Raw genomic sequence first — 23,685 nt, forward strand, 5'->3', positions numbered from 1 at the left:
AGGGCTGCCGGTCCGGCTCAATGCGCGCGTCCACGGCGCCAGGCCTGGGCCCGCGCCAGCCAGCGGCTGCCGGCCAGGTGCATGAAGAGCGAGGCTGCAGCCGAGGTCAGCAGGATCAGCGTGGACATGGCGGCCGCCGGGCCGACATCGCCGGCGTCGTCCATGTTCAACACCGCCACCGAGGCCAGTACCGTATCCGGGCGATACAGGAAGATCACCGCCGACACCGTGGTCATCGAGGACACGAACAGGTAGCGGAAGATCTCCAGCATCTGCGGCAGGCACAGCGGCACCGTCACGCGCAGGAAGGTCTGCAGCAGAGGCACCTTCAGCGACAGCGAGGCCGCTTCGAATTCAGGATCGAGCTGCTTGAGCGCGGTGACGGCGGTGAGATGGGCCGTGGTGTAGAAGTGCACGATGGAGCAGAGCACCAGCAGCGTCATGGTCCCGTAGAGGAAATTGAACGGATTGGACGGATGGTTGAAGAACAGCAGGCTGCCCAGACCCAGCACCAGCCCGGGCACGGCCATCGGCAGGAAACTCAGCATGCGCAGCAGGGGGGCGAGCCAGGCCTGGCCACGCGTCTTTTCCATCAGCCAGGCACCGGTGAAGATGACCAGGGTCCCGGCCACGCTGGTGCCGCAGGCCAGTTTCAGGCTGTTCCAGTAGGCCAGCCAGCCGCCGCCATCCATGTTGTCGAAGTCGTAGTGCTGCAGCGTCAGTTGCAGGTTGTAGGGCCACAGCTTGACCAGAGAAGCCCCCATGGCCACCACGATCATCATCAGGATGGCGGCCGCAATCAGGGCCACCGCCAGCAGGTTGATGCCATCACGGCGCCAGTCGGGGCGGGGAACGTAAGCTTCGGAGCGGCTGCTCATGGTGGCGCGCTGGCGCCGCTGCAGCCAGGCGTCCAGCGCAAAGGTCAGCAGGGCCGGCACCAGCAGCAGCAAGCCGATCAGGGCACCGCGTCCGAACTGCTGCTGGCCGACCACCGCCTTGTAGGCTTCCACGGCCAGCACGCTGTAGGCGCCGCCGGTGATCTTGGGTACGCCGAAGTCGGTGATGGTGAGCGTGAACACCAGGCACAGTGCACCGAAGATGCCGTAACGCGTGGCCGGCAGGGTGACGGTAGTGAAGATGCGCCAGCGCGAGGCGCCCATGGCGTGCGCCGCGTCGTACAGCCGGCCATCGGCCTGCGACAGCGCCGACAGCAGGATCATCATGGCATGCGGGAAGGTGTAGAACACTTCACCCAGCAGGATGCCCCAGAAGCCGTAGATGCTGCCATCCATCCACTCCTTGAACAGCCCCTGGTTGCCGAACAGGTAGATCAGCGCGATACCGGGCAACAACGACGGTGCCAGCAGCGGCAGCAGGCCGATGCCACGCCACAGGCCTTTGAAGGGAATGCAGGTGCGCTGCAGGGCGTAGGCGAACACATAGGCCAGCGGTACCGTCACCACGGCGGTCACTGTAGAGACCCACAGGCTGCGCCCCAGCATGGGCAGGAAATTGATGTTGGAGAACAGGGTCACGAAGGGCTGGCTGCCCGCCCAGTTGCCCTCGGGCGTCAGCACGGCTTGCGCCAGGATGAACAGCAGCGGTCCGCCCAGACCCAGCAGGAGCAGGGCCAGCAGCATCCATTTCATCGCGCCCGGCAGCCGCTGGCTGCGGTCGGTCGGGGAACGCCGCGCCGCTGGGGCGCCAGCTTGGGTGCGATCGCGCGCCAGGGCAGGCATGGGGGAGGTGGGCGGCAAGGAAGATTGCATCGTCATGAACGGTCCGGCTCAGGCAAAGACCTGCAGGGCCTGACGCGGCAGCGCCACCCACAGTCCGTCGTGCGCCGGCAAATCGGCCAGGCGCTCGTGCGATTCACCGCTGACATCGGCCAGCAGCGTCTGGCCCGGCAGGGCATCGGCCGCCAAGGCCAGGCGATAGCGGTTGCCGAGATAGATGCGATCGATCACGCGCGCCTGGAAGCGGTTGGCGCAGGACTCGGTAGCAAACAGTTCCACGGCTTCGGGGCGGCAGAACAGGCGGCCGGTTTGCAGCTCCGCTTCTTCAGGGCGGACTTCGAAGCGCAAGGCCCCGACCGTGACCTGCGAACCCGAGATGCGCGAAAACGGCAGCCAGTTGGCGTGGCCGATGAAATCCGCCACGAAGGGCGTGGCCGGGCGACGGTAGATCTCGGCGGGCGTGCCGAACTGTTCGATGCGGCCATGCTGCATGACGGCGATGCGGTCGGCCATGACCATGGCTTCTTCCTGATCGTGCGTGACCATCAGGGTAGTGATGCGGAATTGCTTCTGCAGGCGGCGGATTTCCAGTTGCAGGTGTTCGCGCACCTGCGCGTCCAGGGCCGAGAGCGGTTCGTCGAGCAACAGCAGCGAAGGCGAGGGGGCCAGCGCGCGCGCCAGGGCCACCCGTTGCTGCTGGCCGCCTGAAAGCTGGCCGGGATACTTGGATTGGCTGCCGGCCAGGCCGACCATGGAGAGCATTTCCGTGACGCGCTCCTGGCGTGCCTGGCGCTTCATATTGCGCAGGCCGTAGGCGACGTTGTCGGCCACGGTCAGATTCGGGAAGAGGGCGTAGGACTGGAACAGGATGCCGTAATCGCGCGATTGCGGCGGCAGATCGGAAATGTCGCGGCCAGCGGCGAAGATCTGGCCGGCATCCTGGCGCTCCAGGCCGGCGATGGTGCGCAGCAGGGTGGTCTTGCCGCAGCCCGAGGGACCCAGAAGGCAGACCATCTCGCCTTGGCGCACTTCCAGCGAAACGCCGTCCAGCGCGGTGAAGGCGCCGAAACGCTTGTCGATGCCGCGCACCGACAGGAAACGCGCGTTGCCGTCGGTGTCATCAGGCGGGCAAACCGGCATCGCAAGGGCGGCGGCGGAAGAGGGTGTCTGCATCATTTCGGAGGGTTTCCAGCTGGTTCGCGATGTTGCCCAAAGGCAGTCCCCATGCGGACTTTCGCCGGATGGACTGGCCCGTTCAGAGGCAAGCGGATGGTACGGGCCAAATATGACTGCTGGATGACACCCCCTGCTGTGATAGCAGCCCGGAATCCTTGCTATAGATTGAAGCTATGGATCATCTTGGAAGCTCTCGCGGCGAGGGAATCCGGGCGGCGCAACGCTGTCCAAATTCGGTCCGATCATTCATTGACGCCATGCGGCGAGTGAAGCAAGATCGGCCAGTGATCAGGAGGAGAAAATGAATAAATACGGTAGGCCCGCCCGCCGGCCGGGCGTGCGCCTGGCGATGTCGGGCTTGGGCATTGCTGCCATGCTGGCGGCCTGCTCCGCACCCGAGAGCACCCAGCAGGAGCGTGATGCGCTGGCGCGCTCCCTGATCGAGCAGAAGAAGACCACCGAGGACGCCACCTCCACAGCGACGTCCGTGGATGGCTACAAGGTCGACCTGGCCAAACGCATTTCGCAGGTCAACTTCACCAGTGTCTACGTGGAACGCCCCCAGGCCTTGCTGCGCTCGGTGATCGTCATCAAGTACGTGGTCGATGGCGACGGCAATCTGGTCAAGAGCGAGATCCTGCGCAGCAACCGCGACAAGCACGCCGAAGCCAGCGCCCTGGGCAGCCTGAAATCGGCCACGCCCTTCCCCAAGCCGCCGCCGGCGCTGCTCAAGCAGGGCCGCATCGAACTGTCGGAGAGCTGGCTGTTCAACAACGACGGCCGCTTCCAGTTGCGCAGCGTGGCCCTGGCCCAGATGGACCGCTAGCGGCAGCCTTGCCAAAGATGCCGCCCGGCATTGGCATGTGTATAATGTCGCGCGAGCACGACGGTGTGCGTTGTGTCTCCCGGGCCTGACGGGCCTGCGCCGGATCAGGGCGAACGCGAGTTCGCCTTTTTTCTTATGGGCGCGCACCAGCGGCAGTCTGCGCTGAACCCCGCTGTCCTTCATTGACCAGATCGTTTATTGATTGGCTATACATGTTTGATTTCATTCGTACTCACCAGCGTCTGATGCAGTTCCTGCTGCTGCTGTTCATCTTCCCGTCGTTCGCTTTCTTCGGCCTGGAAGGCTACAGCCGCCTGACCGACGACAACGGCGTGGCCAAGGTGGCCGGCCAGACCATCACCAAGGAAGAGTGGGATGCCGCGCATCGCCAGCAGCTGGACCGCATGCGCCAGGTGTACGGCAATCAGTTCGACAGCAAGATCTTCGACAGCCCGCAGGCGCGCCGTGCCATCCTCGACAACCTGATCGCCCAGCGCGCCCTGGGTGCCGAAGTGGTGGCCAGCAAGCTGGTGGTGCCGGACCAGGTGCTGCAGCAAAGCATCCTGCAGATCCCCGGCCTGACCAAGCCGGACGGCAGCTTTGACAATGAGCAGTATCGCGTGCTGCTGGCGGCCCAGGGCATGACCCAGAAATCCTACGAAGCCGGCCTGCGCCGCGAGATGGCCCTGCAGCAGCTCAATGCCGCCATCCAGACCACCGCCTTCGCCCCCAAGACCGTGGCCGAGAACCTGTCCAGCCTGAACGACCAGGAGCGCACGGTCCAGATGCTCAACTTCAAGCCGGACAGCTACGCCGGCCAGGTCAAGGTGAGCGACGACATGCTCAAGGCCTACTACGACAAGAACGGCGCCCGTTTCGAGACTCCGGAACAGGCCGACATCGAATACGTGGTGCTGGATGCCGCTGCCGTGGCCGCCCAGGCCAGCGTCACCGATGACGACATCAAGGCCTACTACGAGCAGAACCAGAAGCAGTACGCCACCGAAGAACAGCGTCGTGCCAGCCACATCCTGATCACCGTCAAGAAGGATGCGTCGGCCGCCGACAAGGCTGCCGCCAAGACCAAGGCCGAAGGCCTGGTGGCGCAGCTGCGCAAGAACCCGGGCGACTTCGCCAAGCTGGCCAAGGCCAATTCGCAGGATCCGGGCTCGGCCGACAATGGCGGCGACCTGGGTTACTTCAGCCGTGGCGCGATGGTCAAACCCTTCGCCGATGCCGCTTTCAGCCTGAAGCAGGGTGAGATTAGCGATCCGGTCGAGTCTGACTTCGGCTATCACGTCATCGAAGTGACCGGCATCAAGCCGGCCGCCGTCAAGCCGCTGGAGTCGGTCAAGGCCGAGATCGGAGCCGAGATCAAGAAGCAGATCGCCGCCAAGAAGTATTCCGAAATGGCCGACCAGTTCAACAACCTGGTCTATGAAAACGGCGACAGCCTCAAGGCCGTCTCCGACAAGCTCAAGCTGAAGATCCAGACCGCCTCGGGCGTCACCCGCAATCCGAATCCAGCTGCCGGCGCTGCGCCGTACAACAATGGCAAGTTCCTGGCCGCCCTGTTCACCGACGACGTGATCAAGGCCAAGCACAATACCGAAGCCGTGCAGACCGCCCCCAACACCCTGGTGGCCGGCCGCATGACCAGCTACAAGCCGGTGGCCAAGCGTCCGTTCGAGGAAGTCAAGGCCGATGTGCAGAAGGCCGTTCTGTTGGCCGAAGAGCAGTCGCTGGCGGTCAAGGCCGGCCAGGAACGCCTGGCCCAGCTGCAAGCCAAGGATGATGCGACTGGTTTCAGCGACGCCAAGGTGGTCTCGCGCGTGAAGTCCGAGGGCTGGACCCAGGAAGCCTTCAACGCCGTCATGAAGGCCGATACCGCCAAGCTGCCGGCCTACGTCGGTGCCGAGACCCCGGGCATGGGCTACCAGATCTACCGCATCACCAAGGTGGAACCGCCCAAGACGGTCGACACCGCGCGCCGCAAGGCCGAGCAGGAACAGATCACCGCCGCCTTGTCGCAGCAGGAAGCACTGGGTTACCTGGACTATCTGCGCGAGAAGGCCAAGACCAAGCTGTTGAAGGGCGCCGCCGCCGTCAGCGCGGATGACGCCGCCAAGTAAGGTGAAGGGCATGGCCCGCCTTTGGGGCAATGCGTGCAGAGGGCGCACCGGGATCGTGAATCGGTGCGCAGTGCCGCCCCAAGGCGGGGAATTGTCGGCATGACTGCCACAATTTACTAAAAAATTTACACGGGCCGCTTTTCCAGCGGCCCTTTTTGTTTCATCATGGACACCGGCGCTGCATTCGGGCGGGATGCACAAGGGAGCCGGCACCGGGGAATCCGCTTCATTTCTTCCATCGCCGTTGGCGTTTCGTCAGCTTTCCATCTAGCGGGAAAAGGCAGTTTTTGTGCTGTCGAGATGAATTTCCTGTCATCCGCACGTCATGTTGCGCCGTTTCGGAAACAAACGGCTGCCGTACTTGTTGTCGCTTTCTCCAGTCGACATTCGAAAAGCATCGCAGGGGGTATTTCCACGAGGAGTACGTCCGATGCGAGTCTTGCCCTGAATACGACCACGTTTTTATGCCTGCCCCAGTCCTGATCATACAAACCGGCGATGCCAATCCCGCCCTCAAGACCAACTACGGTGGTTACGCCGACCAGATAGGCTGCGCTGCCGGCCTGTGCCACACCGAGATCGAAGTCGTCACCGTTTATGAAGGCCAGCGCCCGTCCTGCCCGCGCAGCTACCGGGCAGTCTTCATCACCGGCTCACCGGCCATGGTGACCGACAAGGAAGACTGGAGCGAACGGACCGCCGAATGGATCCGCGACGCTGCCGAGCTCGACACCCCCATGTTTGGCATCTGCTACGGCCACCAGCTGCTGACCCACGCCTTTGGCGGCGAAGTCGGCTACAACCCGGCCGGCCGCGCGGCCGGCACCATGCACGTGAAGACGCTGGAATGCTGCCGCCAGGATGAATTGCTGGGCGTGCTGCCTTCGGAGTTCCCGGCCCACATGCTGCACATGCAGTCGGTGCTGCGTCCGCCCAAGGATGCCATCGTCATGGCGCGTTCGCCGATGGATCCCCACCACGTCATCAAGCACAAGCACAACGTCTATTCGACCCAGTTCCATCCCGAGTTTTCGCCGGAGTTCGTGCGGGCGCACCTGCATTACTACACCGATATCTATCGTGGCTGTGGCATCGATGCCCAGGCGCTGTGCGAGAAGGTGTGTGACACGCCGCAATCGACCGGATTGCTGCGGCGATTCCTGGAGTTGTACGCGCGGCATTGAAGCGCCTGCGCTCAATGAAATAGCCCCTGCGACCAGCGATGGCACAGGGGCTTTGTTTTGTGTTGCTGCGCTGAGGAGGCTTACTTCACCCCGACCAGCGGCTTCAGATACGGCCACACATTGTCCAGCAGCCTGGGCTGGGCCTGTTCATTGGGATGGATGCGGTCGGCCTGGAACAGCGAAAGATCGGCGGCAATCCCCTCGAAGAAGAACGGCACCAGTGCCACCTTGTTGCTCTTGGCCAGCTCCTGGAACATCCCTGCGAAGCGGCGCGTGTAGTCGGGGCCGTAATTGGGCGGAATCTGCATGCCCACCAGCAGCACCTTGGCCTTCTGCTGGCGCGCCAGGTTGATCATGGCCTGCAGGTTGTCCTGGCTGGTCTTCAGCGGCAGGCCGCGCAGGGCATCGTTGGCGCCCAGTTCGATCACCAGGACCTCCGGCTTGTGCTGCGTCATCAGCGCCGGCAAGCGGTTGCGCCCGCCGATGGTGGTGTCGCCGCTGATGCTGGCGTTGACCACCCGGTAATCCGCCTTGCTCTGTTGCAGCCGCTGCTGCAGCAGTCCGGTCCAGCCGGTGCCGCGCTGCAGCCCGTATTCGGCCGAGAGGCTGTCGCCGAGCACGAGCAGGTTTTTTGGGGCAGAATAAGCGCTCGTCGCCGCAACCACCAGCGCGACGCCCGCCAGCAGCCGCACTGCCGCGCCCAACAGCGCCTTGCGCCTCGCCCCTGTTCCGGACCCTCTTGCCCGATTGCCCTGCATGCCTGCTTCCGCTCCTGCCAGTTCCGCCGTCATTGCCGCCATTGAAGTCCTTCAGTTATCCAAACACGTTGCCGATGTCTCCGCGCCTGCCGGCCGGCTGACCATCCTGAGCGACATCGATTTTACCGTGGCCGCCGGGACCACGGTGGCCATCGTCGGCGCCTCCGGCTCCGGCAAGTCCACCTTGCTGGGCCTGTTGGCTGGACTGGATACGCCCAGCGAAGGTTCCGTCCGGCTTGATGGCGAAGACATCTATGCCCTCGACGAAGACGGCCGGGCGCTGCTGAGAAAGCGCAAGCTGGGGTTCGTGTTCCAGTCCTTCCAGTTGCTCGGGCACCTCAATGCCTTGGAAAACGTGATGCTGCCGCTGGAACTGCGCGGTGATGGCCAAGCGCGGGCCAAGGCCGAGCAGATGCTGGGCCGGGTCGGCCTGGGCAGCAGGCTGAAGCACTATCCCAAATACCTCTCCGGCGGTGAGCAGCAGCGGGTGGCGCTGGCACGCGCCTTCGTGACCGAACCGCCGTTGCTGTTTGCCGATGAACCGACTGGCAGCCTCGATGCGGCGACAGGAGAATCGGTCATCCAGCTGATGTTCGAACTGAACCGCGAGCGCGGCTCCACCCTGGTGCTGGTGACCCATGACCCCGGCATCGCGGCGCGCTGCGAGCGCACCCTGACCATCGCGGCCGGGCGGCTGGTGAAGTAAATCCGACCGATCAGACGGATTCCATCGGATCGGCCGGCGGCAGCGGGTGCGCCCGCTTGTGTTCGATATAGGCAATGCCGATGCCGCTGGCGCAGATGATGGCAATGCCCAGTACCGTGATCTGGTCCGGGAACTGCCCGAAGACCAGCCAGCCCATGCCGCAGGCCGAGATGATCTGGGCGTAGAAGAAGGGCGTGAGCACCGAGGCTTCCGCGTGCCGGTAGGCCGAGTTCTGCAGGAAATGGCCGATGGTGCTGGTGATGCCGGTCGACACCAGGATCGCCAGTTCCACCACCGTCGGCGTATGGCTGGTCCAGAAGAAGGGCACCAGCAGCGTCGAGACGATGCTGCCCACCAGCGCGCCATAGAACAGCGTCACCATCGGATTGTCCGCCTGGCTGGCCTTGCGGTTGAGGATGGATAGCAAGGCTTGGGTGAAGGCCGAGACCAGGCCCAGCGCCACGCCCACCGGCGGGATGTCGCCGCTGGGGCGGATCACGATCAGCATGCCCGTAAAACCGATCAGCACCGCAATCCAGCGTGACAGATAGCTGCGCTCGCCCAGCAGCCAGGGAGAGATCGCCAGCACGATCATGGGCGCGCAGAAGTTCATGGCCGTGCCTTCGGCCAGCGGTACGATCTTCAACACCGAGAAGAAAATCAGCGTCGAGGCCAGCAGCAGTGCGCCGCGCCCCAACTGCAGTCCCAGCCGGTTCGACTTCAGGATGCTGCGCCCGTGACGCCGCCGGTAGAGCGGTGCCAGCGTGGCCGCCATGAAGAACAGGTTGATGGTGTAGCGCATCCACGCAATCATCACCACGTGATACCCGGCCAGCGCCAGCAGCTTGCCGGCCGTATCGAGCAAGGACAGCGTCCACAGGCCCGCGATGAGGAAAATGATGCCCAGCTTATGGTTGTGGGCGATGCGGATGTAAGGCAGGACGGCGCTGGACATGGTCTCGGAGGATCTGGTTGAACACGGCACGGATGGCCGGGATGAATTCGCTGGCGGTCAGCCCCACCGGGCCCTGGCCGGCCGCCACCAACTGGTCGGCGGCGGCGCCGTGGATCCAGGTGGCCGCCAGTGCCGCTGCCCGGGTCGGCCAGCCCTGCGCCAGCAGCGCGCCACACAAGCCTGACAGCACGTCGCCGGTGCCGGCCGTGGACAGCGCAGGATTGCCGCTGGGGTTGATGGCGATCTCGCCATCGGGGAAGGCAATGACGGTCCCCGCGCCCTTGAGCACGGTGATGGCGTTGAACTGGCGTGCCAGCAGGCGTGCGGCCTGCGGGCGGTCCTGCTGGATTTGCTGGGTAGTGCTGTCGAGCAGGCGTGCTGCCTCCAGCGGATGGGGCGTGATGATGCTGCAGGCCTCCTTGCTGCGCTGGCTGCGGCGATGCAGCTTGTGCTGCAGCGTGGGTTCGGCCGAGATCAGGTTCAGGGCGTCGGCATCGACCACGATGTCGGCTTCGCTGTCGAGCGCCCGCGCCAGGATGTCATGCGCATGGCGCGAGGTACCCAGGCCGGGGCCGATCACCAGCGCTGCGCTGGCGCCGAATTCGACACGGTCGGCCAGGCGGAACATCAGTTCGGGGTGCTTGTCGTCATAGGCCGGGCCATCGTCGACGAAGGCCACATAGACCCGTCCGGCTCCGCCGAAGGCGGCGGTGCGCGCCGCCAGCACCGGCGCACCGGCCATGCCGCGCGCCCCGCCGACCACGATGACGTCGCCGTAGCTGCCCTTGTGGCTGTTGTTGGCACGCGGCTTGAGCGCGGTGGCAAAACTCTGCGGACCATTCAGGAAGGCACGCGCCGGCGGCAGCAGGGCGGTGTCGATCTCCAGCGCGTCGACCACGATCTGGCCGCTGTGGTCGCTGCCGTCACAGGTGTGCAGTCCGGGCTTGTCGCCGATGAAGCTCAGGGTATGGGTGGCCTGCACCGCCACGCCCTCGCGGCCGCCCACAATGCTGCCGGTATCGGCATTCAGTCCGCTGGGGACATCGATGGACAGCACCGGGCAGCGCAGGCTGTTGATGTACTCGATGATGGGCCGCAGGGCCGGGCCGGGCGGGCGCGTCAGGCCGATGCCGAACAGTCCGTCGATCACCAGCGCCCAGGAGCGGGCGCGCAGCGGGACATCCCCCGTTCCTTCAATGAACTCCAGCTCGGCCTCGCGCGCCCGTGCCAGGGCACGGCGCGCATCGGCAGGCTGGCGGCTTTCATCAGCGTGCAGTTGCACGCTCACTTCGATGCCGGCTTCTTCCAGCAGGCAGGCGGCTTCCAGTGCGTCACCGCCATTGTTGCCGGGACCGGCCAGGACCAGCACCGAGGGCGAGGAGGCCGTGGTCGAGCACAGCAATTGCTGGGCCTGCTCGGCGATGGCGGCGCCGGCGCGCTGCATGAGGGTGTAAGGAGGCAGGGCGGACAGGGCCGCTTGTTCAACCTGGCGGATCTCGGCAACGGAATGGAGCGCGCTCATGATCGGGGTGGCAGGGACGTTGAGTGGATGGGCGTGAGTGCAGCAGGCAGATCGCTGGAACCCCGCGCAAGATCGGCGCTGGGAAGCCAAGTGCAGAAAAATTCACCTGCTCAAGCGCTGGTCACGCGGGTGCTTGATTTTAAGTGAATTGTTCTGCCAGCGCAGGCGCTTCGGCGATTTTCATCGATGAAAAGAATGCACGCGGTCGGCCTGCACCGCGTGGTTCGGCAACTGCTCGCTCAGCCGAGCACGTCGCGCGGCAGCAAGCCTTCGACCGGGATTTCGCTGTCATCGCCGCTGATCATGTCGCACAACAGGCGCGCCGAACCGACGCTGGCGGCCCAGCCGGTGGCACCGTGGCCGACGTTGACGAAGACGTTGCCTTGCCGCGTCGGTCCCACCACAGGCAGGCCGTGCGGCAGCAGGGCCATGGTATTGCTCCAGAAATGCGCCTGGTTGTAGTTGGCGGCATTGGGGTAATAGTCGCCGGCAATCTTGAGCAGGTTGCGCAGCGCCTTGGGCGGCAAGGTCTGGCTCTGCGGCACGAAGCCCAGCAGGCCACTGATGCGGATGCGGCTGCCCAGGCGCGTCATGCTGACCTTGTAGCTGTCGTCATGCAGGGCCATGCTGGGTGCATCATCCGGATTTTTCACCGGTACCAGTGCCGAATAGCTCTGCAGGGCCAGCAGCGGCAGGTCGGTATCGAGCGGACGCAGCAGTTCGGCGCTGGACATGCCGGCTGCCACCACCACGGCATCAACCCGCATTTGCGAGGCCAGATGAGGCGAGCTGACGTGCAGCGTCAGGCGGCCGCCGAATTCGGCGTTGATCGAGGTGACGGTGGAATCGAAATGGAAGCTCACCCCCAGCTCCTGGGCCGCATTGCGCATCTGCTTGGCAAACAGCACGCAGTTGCCGGCCATGTCTTCCGGGTAGTAGAGCGCGCCGGAGAGCTTCGCTTCCGACGAGAAGGCCGGTTCCAGTGTGCGGATGCCGGCCGCGTCCAGGGCCTGGTGCTTGAACTCGCATTGGCCGGCGGCTTCCTCCAGCTGCGCCATACGGGCCGCTTCGGCAGGTTGGCGGAAGAGGTGGAACACGCCCTGGCCATTTTCATGGTCCAGGTTGTGATGGGCCTGCAATTGCAGGGTCAGGCTCTGGCCGTAGGCCGACAGGCGCGTCAGGCGCAGCTTGTTCCCGGCAAAATCGTGGTGCTGGGCCTGGCGCGTGGCGCGCATCCAGCGCCGGCGGCCGAAATCGGTCCCGGGGGCCAGCAGGACCCGCGGCTCGTCCTGGAAGCGGCAGGCGAAGGTCGCCATGGCACCCGGTAATGTCAGCGGCATGGCCGCCCCCGGTGCCAATAATCCTGAATCGCCGAAGGTGGCTTCTTCGGCCACGTGCGCACGGCGCTCGATGACGGCAACTTCATAGCCTCTGGCGGCCAGGAAGTAGGCGCTGCAAATCCCTGAAAGTCCCCCGCCGATGACGGCGATCTGTCGTTGTGTGCTGTTCACTCTGTTCGTCTTGGAAGCGGCAGGGCCGCTGTGGTCGTGGGCATCGGCCATGGATCGCCGGGCTGGCCCTGCGCCGATGCGGGCCGAATGATACCGCGAAATTTCCTTGCAGTTTGGATATTGCCGCAGGGCTACGTGCGTCCTGCCCGAAAGGGGGGGGACATTTTCTGCTCCAAATGACAACGTCTGGCGACACGGCGCGGATGACAGCGGTCTGCTGCATCGCGCTGCCGCCCGCTTGGAGGCAGCGCGGCCCCACCGCTCGCTTTGCGCGGGACTTGGCGCGGTGTCCACTGTATAATGCCGGCTCTGCCAGCAAACGCGCGCACGATCCATCATTCCGCCAGTCCCCGACCTGCACGATTTTTCCTTGTGCGATGCGTCATCCGGGGCGGTTGGTGTCGGTGGACCGGTCCCTGCCGCGATGCTGCGACGGTTTTCCCGATTCAAGCTAACTGCCTCGACCTCGCCATGCTGATCCTGCCGGGCTCCAATGCCCTTTCCGCTTTCCGTACCCAACGCCTTCTGACCCAATTGCAAGCAGTGGATGCCGCCATCACCGGCGTATCCGGCCGCTATCTGCACTTCGTCGACGCCGGCCAGGCCCAGGCCCTGACGCGGGAGGACGAGGCACGCCTCAACGGCCTGCTGACCTATGGCGATCCCTTCAATGGCAGCGACGAGGGCGATGCCTTCGTGGTGATCCCGCGCTTCGGTACCATCTCGCCGTGGGCCAGCAAGGCCACCGACATCGTGCGCAACTGCGGCATGGGCCACATCCACCGGGTCGAGCGCGGCATCATCTTCCGCGTGCAGGTCAAGACCGGCCTGCTGGGGGGGACCAAGAAACTGAATGAAGCCAGCATCCCGGCCGTGGCCGCGCTGCTGCACGACCGCATGACCGAAACCTTGCTGCGCGATCCGCAGGACGCCGCCGGCCTGTTCTCGGAACTGCAGGCCAAGCCGCTGGAATCGGTGGACGTGATCGGCGGCGGCCGTGCCGCGCTGGAACGCGCCAACACCGAACTGGGCCTGGCCCTGTCGGATGACGAAATCGATTACCTGGTGGACGCCTTCACCAAGGCCCAGCGCAATCCGACCGATGTCGAACTGATGATGTTCGCCCAGGCCAACAGCGAACACTGCCGCCACAAGATCTTCAATGCCGACTGGACCATCGACGGCGAAAAGCAGGACAAGTCGCTGTTCGGCATGATCAAGAACACCCATCAACTGGCGCCCAAGGGCACCGTGGTGGCCTATTCGGACAACTCCTCCATCATCGAGGGCGCGACCGTTTCGCGCTTCTACCAGCGTGGTGCCACCAAGGGCAACGTGTATGAAGCTTCGGACGAGCTGACCCACATCCTGATGAAGGTCGAGACCCACAACCACCCGACCGCCATCTCCCCGTTCCCGGGTGCCTCCACCGGCGCCGGCGGCGAGATCCGCGACGAAGGTGCGACCGGCCGTGGCTCCAAGCCCAAGGCCGGTCTGACCGGCTTTACCGTGTCCAACCTGATGGTCACGCATGCGGTGCAGCCGTGGGAAAACGCCCGCGACGTCGCCCAGCCGGTGGACCAGCGCGATGAACACGCCCAGGGCGGCATCTACGGCAAGCCGGAGCGCATCGCTTCGCCCCTGCAGATCATGATCGACGGCCCGCTCGGTGGCGCGGCCTTCAACAACGAATTCGGCCGTCCCAACCTGGGCGGTTACTTCCGCACCTACGAGCAGAACGTGGGCGGGCAGGTCATGGGCTATCACAAGCCCATCATGATCGCCGGCGGCATGGGCAACATCTCCGCCAAGCACACCAAAAAGAACGACCTGCCGGTGGGCAGCCTGCTGATCCAGCTGGGCGGCCCCGGCATGCGCATCGGCATGGGCGGTGGTGCTGCGTCCTCGATGGCTACCGGCGTGAATACTGCCGATCTGGACTTCGATTCGGTCCAGCGCGGCAACCCGGAAATGGAGCGCCGTGCCCAGGAAGTCATCAATGCCTGCTGGGCGCTGGGTGACGACAATCCCATCCAGTCCATCCACGACGTGGGTGCGGGCGGCCTGTCCAACGCCTTTCCCGAGATCACCAATGATGCCAAGCGCGGTGCCATCTTCGACCTGCGCAAGGTGCCGCTGGAAGAAAGCGGCCTGGCTCCGCGTGAGATCTGGAGCAATGAATCCCAGGAGCGTTACGTGCTGGCCATCCTGCCGGAACACCTGGATCTGTTCAAATACCTGTGCGAGCGCGAGCGCGCCCCCTTCGCCGTGGTCGGTACCGCCACCGAAGAACGCCAGCTGAAAGTCATCGACCCCGAGCACAACAACAACCCGGTCGACATGCCCATGGATGTGCTGCTGGGCAAGCCGCCCAAGATGCACCGCGACGTGCAGCACGTCGAGAAGCAATTGCCGCCGGTGGACCTGACCGGCATGGAGCTGGTGGACGTGGCCCAGCGCGTGCTGCGCCTGCCGGCCGTGGCCGACAAGTCCTTCCTGATCACCATCGGTGACCGCAGCGTCGGTGCCATGACCGTGCGCGACCAGATGGTCGGCCCGTGGCAGGTACCGGTGGCTGACGTGGCCGTGACCGCCATGGGCCTGGAAGGCTACCTCGGCGAAGCCATGGCCATGGGCGAGCGTACGCCGCTGGCCGTGATCGACGCCCCGGCTTCTGGCCGCATGGCCGTCGGTGAAGCCATCACCAACATCGCTGCCGCGCCCATCGCCGAAATCGGCGACATCAAGCTGTCGGCCAACTGGATGGCGGCCTGCGGCCAGCCCGGCCAGGACGCCGCGCTGTTTGACACCGTCAAGGCCGTGGGCATGGAACTGTGCCCGGCACTGGGGATCTCGATCCCGGTGGGCAAGGATTCGCTGTCCATGCGCAGCACCTGGAGCGATGAAGAGGGGGCCAAATCGGTGACCTCGCCGGTCTCGCTGATCGTCTCCGGCTTTGCGCCGGTGACCGACGTGCGCCGCGTGCTGACCCCGCAACTGCGCAAGGACAAGGGCGAAACCGTCCTGATCCTGATCGACCTGGGCCGTGGCAAGAACCGCATGGGTGCCTCGGCGCTCACGCAGGTGATGCAGCAGATCGGCAACGAGACCCCGGACGTGGATAGCGCAGAAGACCTGAAGGCCTTCTTCAACGCCATTCAGCAACTCAATACCGAAGACCGCCTGCTGGCCTACCACGACCGTTCCGATGGCGGCCTGTATGCCACCCTGGCCGAAATGGCCTTTGCAGGTCACACCGGCATCTCGGTCAACCTCGACATCCTGACCATGGAAGCCGAGCATGCCGCTGACTGGGGCGATTCCAAGAACTGGACCACCCAAGTGGCCGAACGCCGCAATGAACTGACCCTGCGCGCACTGTTCAGCGAAGAATTGGGTGCGGTCATCCAGGTTCCGGCCGAGCAGAAGTCGGACGTCATGAACGTGCTGCGCAGCTACAACCTGGGCGCGTGCAGCCACATCATCGGCAAGCCCAACGACCGCGACGTGATCGAATTCATGCGCGACGCCAAGAACATCTACAGCCAGCCGCGTGCCGAGCTGCACCGGGTCTGGAGCGAGACCAGCTGGCGCATCGCCCGACTGCGCGACAACCCGGCCTGCGCCGATGCCGAATACGAACGCCTGCTGGACGCAGCCGACCCCGGCATGACGCCCAAGCTCACCTTCGATCCGCAGGAAGACATCGCCGCACCCTACCTGTCGCTGGGCGCAGCGGCGCGTCCCAAGGTCGCCATCCTGCGCGAGCAGGGCGTGAACTCGCACATCGAGACCGCCTATGCCATGCACAAGGCCGGCTTCACCGCCGTGGACGTGCACATGAGCGACCTGATCGCCAACCGTGCCAAGCTGGATGACTTCAAGGGCTTCATCGCCGTGGGCGGTTTCTCCTACGGTGACGTGCTGGGCGCCGGCGAAGGCTGGGCCAAGACGATTCTCTTCAATGCGCAGCTGGCCGAGCAGTTCTCGCGCTTCTTCCAGCGCCAGGACACCTTCTCGCTGGGCATCTGCAACGGCTGCCAGATGATGAGCAACCTGAAGTCCATGATCCCGGGGGCGGAAGCCTGGCCCAAGTTCACCCGCAACAAGTCCGAGCAGTTCGAGGCGCGTTTCGTGATGGTGGAAGTGGCCGATTCGCCGTCCATCTTCATGCAGGGCATGGCCGGTACCCAGGCACCGATCGCCACCGCCCACGGTGAAGGTTTTGCCGACTTCTCGCAGACCGGCGACATCGACAAGGCCCTCATCGCCATGCGCTACGTCGACCATCGCGGCGCGGCCACCGAAGCCTATCCGTTTAACCCCAACGGTTCGCCACAGGGCATCACCTCGGTGACCACCCCGGACGGCCGCTTCACGGTCCTGATGCCGCACGCCGAACGCGTGTTCCGTACCGTGACCCAATCCTGGCACCCGGAATCGTGGGGCGAGGATTCGCCGTGGATGCGCATGTTCCGCAATGCCCGCAAGTGGGTGGGTTGAGCCGGAAATGGCTTGAAATGAAGTTTCCTGTTCCGACTGCCCGCTGTGCGGGGCACTCGGGCAGGGGCTGAAAAAGCAGGATGAAAAAAAACGCAGTTCCTTTCGGAACTGCGTTTTTTTGTTTCTGCTGCGCGGTCGGATGATGGCGCTTCCCCGAAGGAAAGCGCCATCCTCAAGCCGGATCAGAAGATGTGACGAATGCCAACGCCGACGGTGGTCAGGTTGCTCTTGCCGTTGGCCGAGTTGGTGATCTCGTACACGGCAGCATCCTTGGCCTTGTTGTAGTCCACGGTGGTGTACAGCTGGGTGCGCTTGGACAGGGCGTATTCGGCCACGCCCACGACGGTGTAACGCTTGCCGTCGCCGACATTGCCCAGGGCCTGGTAGGCCACGTTCTTGCTCTTGTCGTAGTACACGCCGCCGGTCAGGCTCAGTGCAGCGGTGGCCTGGTAGTTGGCACCGAAGAAGTAGCCATCATCCTTGCGTTCCACGCCGACGGTGTTGCCACCTGCGGTGTTGGCCAGCGAGTAGTTGGTGGTTTCCATGAACAGACCGTTCAGGCCGGTCGCGTCCTTCATGCGGTAGTAACCGGCGAAGACCTTGGCCGCGCCGAAGGCGTAGGAAGCCGACAGGTTGTAGGTCGTGGCCTTGTTGCGTGCAGCCGTGGTATCGACGGTTTGCTGGAAGCCGCCACCGATGGCGAAGCCACCGTTGTTGTAGCGCAGGGCGGTGCTGATCTGGCTGCCGCTGCGGGTCGAACCGGCTTGCTCGCCGAAGGCGTAGCTCACGGAAGCGGCCACGGGGCCGAACTGGCCGTCATAGCGCACGGTATTGTCGCTGCGCACGCGGGTGGCGGCAGCCGGCATCCAGGAGTTGGTTTCGTAGTTGCCGACGGTCAGCGGATCGAAGTGATCGGCCATCAGGTCGAACAGGGCGGTGTTCTGGCGGCCCACGGAGACCTTGCCGAAGTCACCGGCCAGGCCAACCCACGATTGACGACCGAACAGACGGCCACCCTGTTGGGCGGCGCCGGTGTCGCTGCTGAAACCGTTTTCCAGACGGAACACTGCCTTCAGGCCGCCACCCAGGTCCTCGGTCCCCTTGAAACCGATACGGCTGTTGGAAATGGCGCCATTGTCCATGCGCACGTTGCTGCTGCCCTGGGCATTGTCATTGCTCAGATAACGAATGCTGGTGTCGACGATGCCATAGATGGTCACGGAGGACTGGGCAAAGGCTGCGCCGCCGGTGGTCAGGCCGGCTGCCAGCAGCAGCATGGAACTCTTCTTCATAGGTTTCTCTCCAGAAAGCACGATGTTGTGTTGTTGATGGCGCCGCGGATCAGCCTTGTGTGCCTCTCCCCGAAACACCTCTTTTATCGCCGCGACCGCATTCAACGTGGCCGGCCGCAGCCTGTCCCTATTTGGAACTGGATCGAAGAATATCAGAACGATGGTTCGCAAAATGCGCGAAATGCTGCAGGAAAATTCCTCTTTTTTAATTATTTAGTGAATTTATATGATTATAAAAAATTCATTGCGTAAATCTTTTATAAAAATAAATCTTCGCTATGAAACTGGATTTGTGTCTTCCATATGACAGGAAAGCCAATTTCAGCGGTTTTTTGGAGGAAATCCGGGGTTTACAAGCGACTTTTTGACGTTTCAAGCAGAACTTGTGCGTGCAAACGTAGCTAAAAAGCAACATGCCCGGCAAGGAAACCTGGCCGGGCATGCGGGGAGAGCGATGAAGAGGAGGGCGCGCGGCCGTCCTCTTCGGCGATCAGGGCGTCAGGCTTATTGCACCTTGGCCTTGGCGCGCAGTTGCTCCTGGTAAGCCTGCAGCTTCTTCTGTTGCAGGGCTTCGGCGATCTGCGGCTTGACTTCGTCCAGGGTCGGGACCTTGGCCGGGCGCACATCTTCCAGCTTGATCACGTGCCAGCCGAACTGGGTCTGCACCGGAGTCTGGGTGATGTCACCCTTCTTCAGGGCCACCATGGCGTCGGAGAACGGCTTGACGAAGGAGGCCGGGGTCGCCCAGTCGAGGTCGCCACCGTTGGCTGCCGAACCGGTGTCCTTGGATTGCTTGGCCAGGTCTTCGAACTTGGTGCCGGCCTTCAGCTTGGCGATGATGGCCTCGGCGTCTTCCTTCTTGTCCACCAGGATGTGGCGGGCGTGGTATTCCTTGTCGCCGGCCTGGGCCTTGAACTTGTCGTATTCGGCCTTGATGTCGGCGTCGGAGACCGGGTTCTTCTTCAGGTAGTCAGCGATCAGGGCGCGGATGACGATGGACTGGCGGGCCAGTTCCAGCTGGTTCTTGACGTCGGTGCTGTTGGACAGGCCTTGCTTGTCGGCTTCCTGCATCAGGATTTCACGATTGATCAGCTCTTCCTTGATGGCACCGCGCAGTTGCGGGCTGTCAGGCTGGCCTTGCGCAGTCATCTGCTTGACCATCAGTTCGGCGCGGGAGGAAGGGATCGCCTTGCCGTTCACGACGGCCAGGTTTTGAGCGAAGGCCGGGATGGAAGCGATGGCGAACAGCAGCACCAGCAGACGAGCGGGTTTGAATGTCATTGTTGAATCCTAGAAAAGAAAGGAATGAATCAAAACGGAGAAGAAAAACAGGAGGGGCTTGGATAAAAGCAGGCGTCGGTCTTTGTTCTTGGTCTCAGTTCGTTGCCTCTGATGGGGAGAGCGCCACTATGGCCAGCGCATGGATCTCCTGCTGCATCAGGTCGGACAGGCAATCATACACCAGCCGATGGCGGTTCAACCGATTTTTGCCCTCGAACAAGTCGGAAACCAGGCGGATCCTGTAATGTCCTCCGCCAGAGGCGGCACCGGCATGTCCAGCATGCAGGGCCGACTCATCCTCGACCAGACAGACCTGCGGCGAGAAAGTTGCAGTCAGACGCTCGGTGATGCGCTGCACGCGTGTGTCAGCGGCGCTCATTCGGCATCCTTCATGTACTTGGAGAGGAACAGGCTCTGGCCGATGATGAAAGCAAACATCAGGCCCATGCTGCCGAACATCTTGAAGTTGACCCAGGTATCGAGCGAGTAATTGAAGGCGATGTACAGGTTCAGTACGCCCATGACCGCGAAGAACACGATCCAGGCCAGGTTCAGGCGCGGCCAGATCGCTTCGGGCAGGGTGACCTGCTTTTCCATCATGACGCGGATGAGATTTTTCTTCATGAACAGCTGCGACACCAGCAAGGCCAGGCCGAAGGCCCAGTACAGGATGGTCGGTTTCCACTTGATGAAGGTATCGTCACGGAAATAGATGGTGGCACCGCCAAAGACCACGATGATGGCCAGCGACACCCACAGCATGCCGTCCACCTTGCGCCGGCGCAGCAGCAGCCAGGCGATCTGGCCCAGCGAGGCGACGATGGCGACCGCGGTCGAGAGCAGGATCGGGGCCTGGCTGGCCGTGACGGCACCGGCTGACATGGCCCCGCCCAGGTATTGCATCACCAGGTCCTGCGCGGCCGAGGGATGGCCCTCGGCCCATTTGAAGACGCCGAAAAACAGGATGACGGGGAACAGGTCGAACAGAAACTTCATCGGGTTGGCTTCTTCAGTGAGTCAATGAAACGGTGGAGGAGCGGCTTACGCCGGGTCGAAACGCAGCGAAGCCGAATTGATGCAATAGCGCAGTCCGGTCGGCGGCGGGCCGTCGGGGAAGACGTGGCCCAAGTGGGCGTCGCAGACGTTGCAGATGATCTCGGTGCGAATCATGCCATAACTGCGGTCCACTTTCTCGCGCACGTTGGCCGGATCGATGGGTTCGAAGTAGCTGGGCCAGCCGCAGCCGGAATCGAACTTGGCATCCGAGGTGAAGAGCGGCGTGTCACAGCAGACGCAGGTATAGGTGCCGGCTTCATGATGATCCCAGTAACGGCCGGTGAAGGCGCGCTCGGTGGCGGCTTCGCGGGTGACCTGGTATTCCATCGGGTCCAGTTGTTCGCGCCATTGCGCTTCGGTCTTTTCTACACGTTTGTTCATGCTTGGCTCCTTGGGGGATGACGGGCGGCGGGCAACTGCGGCCTGCTCAGGAAGAAAGTTTCAGATGTGCCAAAAGTCAGGCCATGCTTCAGGATGAACAGCTCACTTCCAGGTGACGGGCCCATTCCGGCGGCAGTTCGGCATAGCGCTCGAATTCGGGCTGTTCGTCAAAGGGATGTTGCAGGATCTGCTGCAGGCGGGCCACTTCCCTGAAGTCCTTCTCCAGCGCACGGTCGATGGCGTCCTGGGCGAGGTAATTGCGTAGAACGTACTTGGGGTTGACCGCGTGCATTGCAAGCCGGCGGGCAGCGTCGTCGCTGTCTTCGGCGCGCAGCCGGGCGCGGTATTGCGTGGCCCAGGCATCGAAGGCGGGGCGGTCGAGGATGAGATCGCGTACCGGCTCGTCGTCAGCCGTATTGCCGATACGCAAGTCGCCCAGGCGGCGGAAGAACAGGGTGAAATCCACGCCATTGGCTTGCAGGATGGCAAACAGCGCTTCGATCAGTTGCTCATCCTCGGGCTGTTGCGTGCGCAGCCCCAGCTTGGCGTGCAGCAATTCGGCATGGCGCGCCTGGAAGATGGCTTCATAGTCGGCCAGCGCCGCTTCGGTCCGCTCCACCGAGCCGATCAGCGGCAGCATGGCCTGGCCCAGCGCGAAGCAGTTCCATTGGCCGATGCGTGGCTGCATCTGGTAGCTGTAGCGGCCCTGGCGGTCGGTGTGGTTGCAGATGTGGCGGGCGTCGAAGGCTTCCATGAAGCCGAAGGGGCCGTAATCCAGCGTCAGGCCCAGGATGGACATGTTGTCGGTATTCATCACGCCATGCATGAAGCCCACGGCCTGCCATTGCGCCATCAGCGCCGCCGTGCGGCGGGTGACTTCTTTCAGCAGGGCCTGATACGGGTTCTCTTCAGACAGCAGTTCCGGATAGAACTGCTCGAGTACGGTATCGGCCAGAATCTTCAGTTCATCGAAGCGCTGGTTGTAATACCAGTGCTCGAAAGAACCGAAGCGGATGAAGCTGGGGGCCATGCGGGTGACGACGGCGGCGGTTTCCGGGGCTTCGCGCATGACGCGCTGGTCCGAGCCGATCACGGTCAGGGCACGCGTGGTCGGGATGCCGAGCGCGGCCATGGCTTCCGAACAGAGGAATTCACGGATCGAAGAGCGCAGCACGGCACGGCCATCACCCATGCGCGAATAGGGGGTCATGCCCGCGCCTTTGAGCTGCAGCTCGATGCGTCCCTGGCCGTCGGCGGCCGGCAGGTCGCCCAGGGTGATGGCGCGGCCATCGCCGAGCTGGCCGGCCCAGACGCCGAACTGGTGTCCGGAATAGACCGCCGACAGCGGCGTCGAACCGGGCGGGATCAGGTTGCCGGCGAAGATGTCGAGGAAGCTGAAGTGCTCATCGGCCGGCCGGGGCAGCCCGGCCGTGGCCGCGGCTGCCTCGCTGAATCCGACCAGATAGGGCGCGGGCAGGGGCGTCGGCTGCAGCCGGGTATAGAAGGCCGGTGGCAGTTCGGCGAAACGGTTCCCGAAAGGGGGCAGCGGATAGGATTGCGTCATGGTCAGCCTGTGGCGCGCAGCCCGGACCGGGCCGCAATCCGCTATTTTGACAGAGAAGCGCGAATCCCATAGGATCGCTGCACTTTTGCGTCCTGCCGCGCCTGGCCGGACGCGGCAAGCTCTTCAACCTCCTCGATACGGCATCTCCCCGCAAGGCTGGCAATTTGGAATTCGCGCTGATCACCTTCCTGAACGGCCTGGGCTACGGCTTTTTGCTGTTCCTGCTGTCCTCGGGCCTGACGCTCATCTACAGCATGATGGGCGTGCCCAATTTCGCCCATGCCAGCTTCTACATGCTGGGTGCCTATGTTGCCTATGCACTGGCTGGCGTCCTCGGATTCTGGTGGGCGCTGCTGCTGGCGCCCCTGATCGTGGGTGTGGCCGGGGCGCTGGTCGAGCATTACGGCCTGCGCATCGTGCATCGCTATGGGCATGTGCCGGAATTGTTGTTCACTTTCGGTCTGTCCTATCTGGTGGTGGAACTGGTGCAACTGGTGTGGGGCCGCTCGCCGGTGCCTTATCGCATCCCGCCCGAACTGGACGGCACGCTGTTTACCCTGTATTCGACCGCCTTCCCGGTCTATCGCGGCTTCATGCTGCTGGTGGCGGCCTTGATGCTGCTGGCCTTGTGGCTGTTGCTGCGCCATACCCGCATCGGACTGGTGATCCAGGCCGCGCTGACCCATCCGCAGATGGCCGAAGCGCTGGGCCACAACGTGCCGCGCGTGTTCATGCTGGTATTTGGCGGCGGCTGCGCACTGGCGGCGCTGGCAGGCGTGATCGGTGGCAATGCCTTCGTCACCGAGCCGGGGATGGCGGCGGCCGTGGGCAGCATCATCTTCGTGGTGGTGGTGGTGGGCGGCCTGGGCTCGCTGGCCGGAGCCTTCATCACCTCCCTGCTGATCGGCATGATGCAGACCTTTGCGGTGGCGCTGGATGTCTCGCTGGCCAGCCTGGGCTTGCAGGTGCCGGCCGGCAGCGCGCTGGCACCGCTGGCGCGGCTGACATTGGCGCAGGTGGCACCGGTCTTGCCCTATCTGCTGCTGGTAGTGATGCTCATCGTGCGTCCCAAGGGCCTCATGGGCCGGCGGGAGAGTTGAGC

18 protein-coding genes are annotated in these 23,685 nt (G+C 63.7%); 6 read left to right on the forward strand and 12 right to left on the reverse strand.

Annotated features, from left to right (window positions below):
* Positions 1 to 17: 17 nt before the first annotated feature.
* Together JOD78_RS01775 and JOD78_RS01780 are read right to left on the reverse strand one after the other, a co-directional pair.
* Entirely contained in the window at positions 18 to 1,775 is a 1,758-nt protein-coding gene (locus JOD78_RS01775) for a putative 2-aminoethylphosphonate ABC transporter permease subunit (RefSeq protein WP_209569026.1), read from the reverse strand.
* A gap of 12 nt (positions 1,776 to 1,787) precedes the next feature.
* Positions 1,788 to 2,876: a putative 2-aminoethylphosphonate ABC transporter ATP-binding protein gene (locus JOD78_RS01780; protein WP_121040370.1), complete on the reverse strand. Its 1,089-nt coding sequence runs from the start codon at positions 2,874 to 2,876 to the stop codon at positions 1,788 to 1,790.
* A 337-nt stretch (positions 2,877 to 3,213) separates the two neighbouring features.
* On the opposite strand from JOD78_RS01780, the gene JOD78_RS01785 reads away from it, so the two are divergent.
* The 3 genes from JOD78_RS01785 to JOD78_RS01795 all read left to right on the forward strand — a co-directional run bounded on the left by JOD78_RS01785 (position 3,214) and on the right by JOD78_RS01795 (position 7,054).
* Positions 3,214 to 3,738: a TonB C-terminal domain-containing protein gene (locus tag JOD78_RS01785; RefSeq protein WP_199725023.1), complete on the forward strand. Its 525-nt coding sequence runs from the start codon at positions 3,214 to 3,216 to the stop codon at positions 3,736 to 3,738.
* Between the two features lie 212 nt (positions 3,739 to 3,950).
* Complete coding sequence (locus JOD78_RS01790) at positions 3,951 to 5,870, forward strand: SurA N-terminal domain-containing protein (RefSeq protein WP_209569024.1); 1,920 nt, start codon at positions 3,951 to 3,953, stop codon at positions 5,868 to 5,870.
* Positions 5,871 to 6,334: 464 nt separating this feature from the next.
* Positions 6,335 to 7,054 (forward strand): glutamine amidotransferase, encoded by a 720-nt coding sequence (locus JOD78_RS01795; RefSeq protein ID WP_039788210.1) that lies wholly within the window; start codon positions 6,335 to 6,337, stop codon positions 7,052 to 7,054.
* An 80-nt stretch (positions 7,055 to 7,134) separates the two neighbouring features.
* Here the strand turns inward: JOD78_RS01795 and JOD78_RS01800 are convergent, their stop codons facing one another.
* Positions 7,135 to 7,746: an arylesterase gene (locus JOD78_RS01800; protein WP_121040372.1), complete on the reverse strand. Its 612-nt coding sequence runs from the start codon at positions 7,744 to 7,746 to the stop codon at positions 7,135 to 7,137.
* 64 nt (positions 7,747 to 7,810) lie between these two features.
* Here JOD78_RS01800 and JOD78_RS01805 point away from each other — a divergent pair, with 64 nt between their 5' ends.
* On the forward strand, positions 7,811 to 8,518 hold the full coding sequence (locus tag JOD78_RS01805) for an ABC transporter ATP-binding protein (protein WP_134136242.1): 708 nt from the start codon (positions 7,811 to 7,813) through the stop codon (positions 8,516 to 8,518).
* Between the two features lie 10 nt (positions 8,519 to 8,528).
* On the opposite strand, the gene JOD78_RS01810 is transcribed toward JOD78_RS01805, so the two are convergent.
* The 3 genes from JOD78_RS01810 to JOD78_RS01820 all read right to left on the reverse strand — a co-directional run bounded on the left by JOD78_RS01810 (position 8,529) and on the right by JOD78_RS01820 (position 12,506).
* Entirely contained in the window at positions 8,529 to 9,473 is a 945-nt protein-coding gene (locus JOD78_RS01810; RefSeq protein ID WP_121040085.1) for a DMT family transporter, read from the reverse strand.
* Positions 9,427 to 10,995 carry an NAD(P)H-hydrate dehydratase gene (locus tag JOD78_RS01815; protein ID WP_121040088.1) on the reverse strand — a complete coding sequence of 523 codons (1,569 nt, stop codon included), beginning with the start codon at positions 10,993 to 10,995 and terminating at the stop codon, positions 9,427 to 9,429. The genes JOD78_RS01810 and JOD78_RS01815 overlap by 47 nt, the downstream gene beginning before the upstream one ends.
* Positions 10,996 to 11,234: 239 nt before the next feature.
* A complete protein-coding gene (locus JOD78_RS01820) occupies positions 11,235 to 12,506 on the reverse strand; it encodes an FAD-dependent oxidoreductase (protein ID WP_204725453.1) in 1,272 nt (423 codons plus the stop codon).
* A 471-nt stretch (positions 12,507 to 12,977) separates the two neighbouring features.
* Between JOD78_RS01820 and purL the strand changes: the two genes are divergently transcribed.
* Positions 12,978 to 17,009 carry a phosphoribosylformylglycinamidine synthase gene (gene purL / locus JOD78_RS01825; RefSeq protein WP_209569021.1) on the forward strand — a complete coding sequence of 1,344 codons (4,032 nt, stop codon included), beginning with the start codon at positions 12,978 to 12,980 and terminating at the stop codon, positions 17,007 to 17,009.
* 182 nt (positions 17,010 to 17,191) lie between these two features.
* On the opposite strand, the gene JOD78_RS01830 is transcribed toward purL, so the two are convergent.
* The 6 genes from JOD78_RS01830 to JOD78_RS01855 all read right to left on the reverse strand — a co-directional run bounded on the left by JOD78_RS01830 (position 17,192) and on the right by JOD78_RS01855 (position 22,583).
* On the reverse strand, positions 17,192 to 18,301 hold the full coding sequence (locus JOD78_RS01830; RefSeq protein ID WP_121040093.1) for a porin: 1,110 nt from the start codon (positions 18,299 to 18,301) through the stop codon (positions 17,192 to 17,194).
* Positions 18,302 to 18,805: 504 nt separating this feature from the next.
* Entirely contained in the window at positions 18,806 to 19,582 is a 777-nt protein-coding gene (locus JOD78_RS01835; protein WP_121040097.1) for a peptidylprolyl isomerase, read from the reverse strand.
* Positions 19,583 to 19,676: 94 nt separating this feature from the next.
* The gene (locus tag JOD78_RS01840) at positions 19,677 to 19,961 is read right to left on the reverse strand and encodes a BolA family protein (protein ID WP_121040099.1); all 285 of its coding nucleotides are present in this window, start codon (positions 19,959 to 19,961) and stop codon (positions 19,677 to 19,679) included.
* Positions 19,958 to 20,578 carry a septation protein A gene (locus JOD78_RS01845; protein ID WP_039788195.1) on the reverse strand — a complete coding sequence of 207 codons (621 nt, stop codon included), beginning with the start codon at positions 20,576 to 20,578 and terminating at the stop codon, positions 19,958 to 19,960. Before JOD78_RS01845 ends, JOD78_RS01840 begins: the two co-directional genes overlap by 4 nt.
* Before the next feature lie 45 nt (positions 20,579 to 20,623).
* Positions 20,624 to 21,019: a peptide-methionine (R)-S-oxide reductase MsrB gene (gene msrB, locus JOD78_RS01850; RefSeq protein WP_034335690.1), complete on the reverse strand. Its 396-nt coding sequence runs from the start codon at positions 21,017 to 21,019 to the stop codon at positions 20,624 to 20,626.
* An 88-nt stretch (positions 21,020 to 21,107) separates the two neighbouring features.
* Positions 21,108 to 22,583, reverse strand: a complete 1,476-nt coding sequence (locus JOD78_RS01855; RefSeq protein ID WP_209569019.1) for a protein adenylyltransferase SelO — start codon at positions 22,581 to 22,583, stop codon at positions 21,108 to 21,110.
* Positions 22,584 to 22,747: 164 nt separating this feature from the next.
* On the opposite strand from JOD78_RS01855, the gene JOD78_RS01860 reads away from it, so the two are divergent.
* Positions 22,748 to 23,683 carry a branched-chain amino acid ABC transporter permease gene (locus JOD78_RS01860; RefSeq protein ID WP_121040103.1) on the forward strand — a complete coding sequence of 312 codons (936 nt, stop codon included), beginning with the start codon at positions 22,748 to 22,750 and terminating at the stop codon, positions 23,681 to 23,683.
* Positions 23,684 to 23,685: the final 2 nt, after the last annotated feature.

Source organism: Herbaspirillum sp. 1130, from assembly GCF_017833835.1.
In the GTDB taxonomy this organism is placed as follows: domain Bacteria; phylum Pseudomonadota; class Gammaproteobacteria; order Burkholderiales; family Burkholderiaceae_D; genus Herbaspirillum; species Herbaspirillum huttiense.

Coding starts and splice junctions, on each gene's coding strand:
- JOD78_RS01790 (WP_209569024.1), top strand. CDS start 3,951: ATGTTTGATTTCATTCGTACTCACCAGCGTCTGATGCAGTTCCTGCTG.
- JOD78_RS01845 (WP_039788195.1), bottom strand. CDS start 20,578: ATGAAGTTTCTGTTCGACCTGTTCCCCGTCATCCTGTTTTTCGGCGTC.
- JOD78_RS01835 (WP_121040097.1), bottom strand. CDS start 19,582: ATGACATTCAAACCCGCTCGTCTGCTGGTGCTGCTGTTCGCCATCGCT.
- purL (WP_209569021.1), top strand. CDS start 12,978: ATGCTGATCCTGCCGGGCTCCAATGCCCTTTCCGCTTTCCGTACCCAA.
- JOD78_RS01775 (WP_209569026.1), bottom strand. CDS start 1,775: ATGACGATGCAATCTTCCTTGCCGCCCACCTCCCCCATGCCTGCCCTG.
- JOD78_RS01795 (WP_039788210.1), top strand. CDS start 6,335: ATGCCTGCCCCAGTCCTGATCATACAAACCGGCGATGCCAATCCCGCC.
- JOD78_RS01855 (WP_209569019.1), bottom strand. CDS start 22,583: ATGACGCAATCCTATCCGCTGCCCCCTTTCGGGAACCGTTTCGCCGAA.
- JOD78_RS01815 (WP_121040088.1), bottom strand. CDS start 10,995: ATGAGCGCGCTCCATTCCGTTGCCGAGATCCGCCAGGTTGAACAAGCG.
- JOD78_RS01780 (WP_121040370.1), bottom strand. CDS start 2,876: ATGCCGGTTTGCCCGCCTGATGACACCGACGGCAACGCGCGTTTCCTG.
- msrB (WP_034335690.1), bottom strand. CDS start 21,019: ATGAACAAACGTGTAGAAAAGACCGAAGCGCAATGGCGCGAACAACTG.
- JOD78_RS01840 (WP_121040099.1), bottom strand. CDS start 19,961: ATGAGCGCCGCTGACACACGCGTGCAGCGCATCACCGAGCGTCTGACT.
- JOD78_RS01810 (WP_121040085.1), bottom strand. CDS start 9,473: ATGTCCAGCGCCGTCCTGCCTTACATCCGCATCGCCCACAACCATAAG.
- JOD78_RS01830 (WP_121040093.1), bottom strand. CDS start 18,301: ATGAAGAAGAGTTCCATGCTGCTGCTGGCAGCCGGCCTGACCACCGGC.
- JOD78_RS01805 (WP_134136242.1), top strand. CDS start 7,811: ATGCCTGCTTCCGCTCCTGCCAGTTCCGCCGTCATTGCCGCCATTGAA.
- JOD78_RS01785 (WP_199725023.1), top strand. CDS start 3,214: ATGAATAAATACGGTAGGCCCGCCCGCCGGCCGGGCGTGCGCCTGGCG.